Annotated in this window: 3 protein-coding genes; all 3 read right to left on the reverse strand. The window is 45.7% G+C overall.

The features are described 5' to 3' along the window. Positions 1-520: relaxase/mobilization nuclease domain-containing protein (locus DW826_RS18765; protein WP_242994136.1), on the reverse strand; the 520-nt coding region annotated here is incomplete at its 3' end. Next, complete coding sequence (gene mobC, locus DW826_RS16835; protein WP_002595443.1) at positions 481-801, reverse strand: plasmid mobilization relaxosome protein MobC; 321 nt, start codon at positions 799-801, stop codon at positions 481-483. The genes DW826_RS18765 and mobC, both read right to left, overlap by 40 nt. Then, positions 794-1,429, reverse strand: a complete 636-nt coding sequence (locus tag DW826_RS16840) for a hypothetical protein (protein ID WP_002595442.1) — start codon at positions 1,427-1,429, stop codon at positions 794-796. Before DW826_RS16840 ends, mobC begins: the two co-directional genes overlap by 8 nt. Positions 1,430-2,022 lie beyond the last annotated feature (593 nt).

A 2,022-nucleotide genomic window follows, 5' to 3' on the forward strand; every position in this document is an offset into this window, starting at 1 on the left:
GGTACGTCTCTTTTTTCCATGCCACTGTTTCCTCACGTTCCGCTCCTTCAAAGGTCTTTCCCTTTTCTGAGACGTGTAGCCCCTGCTCCCTGCTCTGTGCGTTGCACCGCTCCTTCAGCTCCTGCAGGTCGGCGCTGCTCCACTGCAGCTTGTGCCCGTCCTCAAAATTGACGGAATTGACGATAAAGTGCGTATGGATATGGTCTTTGTCCTTATGGGTAGCCACAAGCACCTCAAACCCTTTCCATGCCGGCGTATTCTCTGCAAGCTGTAAGGCGTTCCTGTGTGCCTGCTCCGGCGTGATTTTCTCGTCCTTATGGTAGCTCTGGACAAAATGCTTGTATGTCCTTCCCCCGGTTTTCTCCCATAGTTCCTTGGTGGCTTGCATTTCGTCCTTTACTGTATCTGGTTCACAGTGCAGACCGCTGACAAGCTTATCCTCTGTCTTTTCCTCTTTTGTCACATAGTCCAGTGCTTGCCCTATGCCTGCTTTTGAAGATACTGCTTTAATAACTGCCATACTTCTCTCACCTCTTTCATGGTGTTAGGAAGCTCTTGCTTATAGTCCACATATCCATTTTCATTCAGCTTCTTGGCTATCTGGTTCAGATTGTTGCCTTGCCTTTTCAGCTCTGGATATATCTCTTTCAGTCCGTCCAGATTGACAATGTTCGACTGTGTGAGGGCTTCAATGATATATTGCTGTTGGCTCTTTCCAGACTGCTCTACTTTTTCTTTTATCTGTGCAAGTTCTTCCTCTGACACTCTTATAACTATCTGCTTCGGTCTTGTCCTATTCATTGATGAAGTCCTCTCTTTCCTTTACCCACTTCTTAATGAGTTCGATTTCCTCGTTCATGTTCGGCTCTTTCTCTGGCTTCCAGTCCGCTCTCATGTCTTTCAGTTCTTCCAGTGCTTCTTCTAAGTCTGCCTTATAGCTTTCTAAATCTTCTTTTTCGCTTGCTATATATTCATCAACACTATTGTAACAAGGCACACACTCATAGCTTGTAAAATCATCATTATACTTGTGGTACACAATGTCTTTCCATTCATCACTTGGCTCTGCTATGTTCTGTTTAGTAATTTCAATGTCGGATTTTATTGTCTCTACGTTCTCCAACATATCCAGATAATGCTCTGGTTCATAACCCAAATTCAATAAGTGATTCAGCAGTGTAGGCTCTGGGAACATTCCGAACCAACAACGCTCGAACCACTGGTCAGCATAATCTCTTTCATCACTTCCATTGGAGTAAGTACCGCCCACCAAATCTCCGACAAAATTCTCTATCAGCTCTCCGATTGTCAGACCATGCTTCCCACACTTTCTCGCCAGTCGGTCACAATCTGCGTCCGACAATTTCACTGTGATTTTTCTCTCTCTGATTGTCTCAATTTCTTTCTGCTGTTCCTCGCCCCAACTCATGCTTTTACCTCTCTTTCTTCTTGGCTATCACTCAACAATTTACCGCATATCTGCGGTCACTCAAAGGGGGATTGAAGGGGGGCTTTGCCACCCTCACAAGTTCTAAAGTGTAGCCGTTAGGCTATCACTTTAGGGAACTTGCAATATATCCGCTACACATAATATAGCATAGTGATAGCCACTTGTCAAGCGGATATATTCGTGCGTGGATTTCGCCAGAAATACAGTGGAGCTTACTTCCTCTTGGGCGACTTTGGAAGTGTAGGAGGGAGACAGTCAAGGGCTTGTTTTTTATCTGCAGTATGAGCTTCGGCTTGCCGATCAGCGAATGCAGCAGATAAAAAATGGTCGCAGACCACCCTTTACTTTCTTCCGCCGGAACAGACAATGAAGCACAAGGGGAAGTGACGGAACGGACGGACAGCCGTTTCCCCCTCCGGCATGATAGCCAACAAAAAAGAGTATCAAGGGTAAACGCTGCGGTCTTTCGACCGCCCTTGACACTCTTTTCCTTATGGCTCTGATAATAAACAAGGGGAAATGGCTTCTTGTGGCATTTCTGCCACTATGGTATAATGGGCAACGCTACCACC

This window comes from Clostridium sp. AM34-11AC, assembly GCF_003435375.1.
GTDB lineage: Bacteria > Bacillota > Clostridia > Lachnospirales > Lachnospiraceae > Pilosibacter > Pilosibacter fragilis.

What these genes read in the sequence shown, in the direction of transcription:
- mobC (WP_002595443.1), bottom strand. Translation starts at nt 801, where the DNA reads ATGAATAGGACAAGACCGAAGCAGATAGTTATAAGAGTGTCAGAGGAA.
- DW826_RS16840 (WP_002595442.1), bottom strand. Translation starts at nt 1,429, where the DNA reads ATGAGTTGGGGCGAGGAACAGCAGAAAGAAATTGAGACAATCAGAGAG.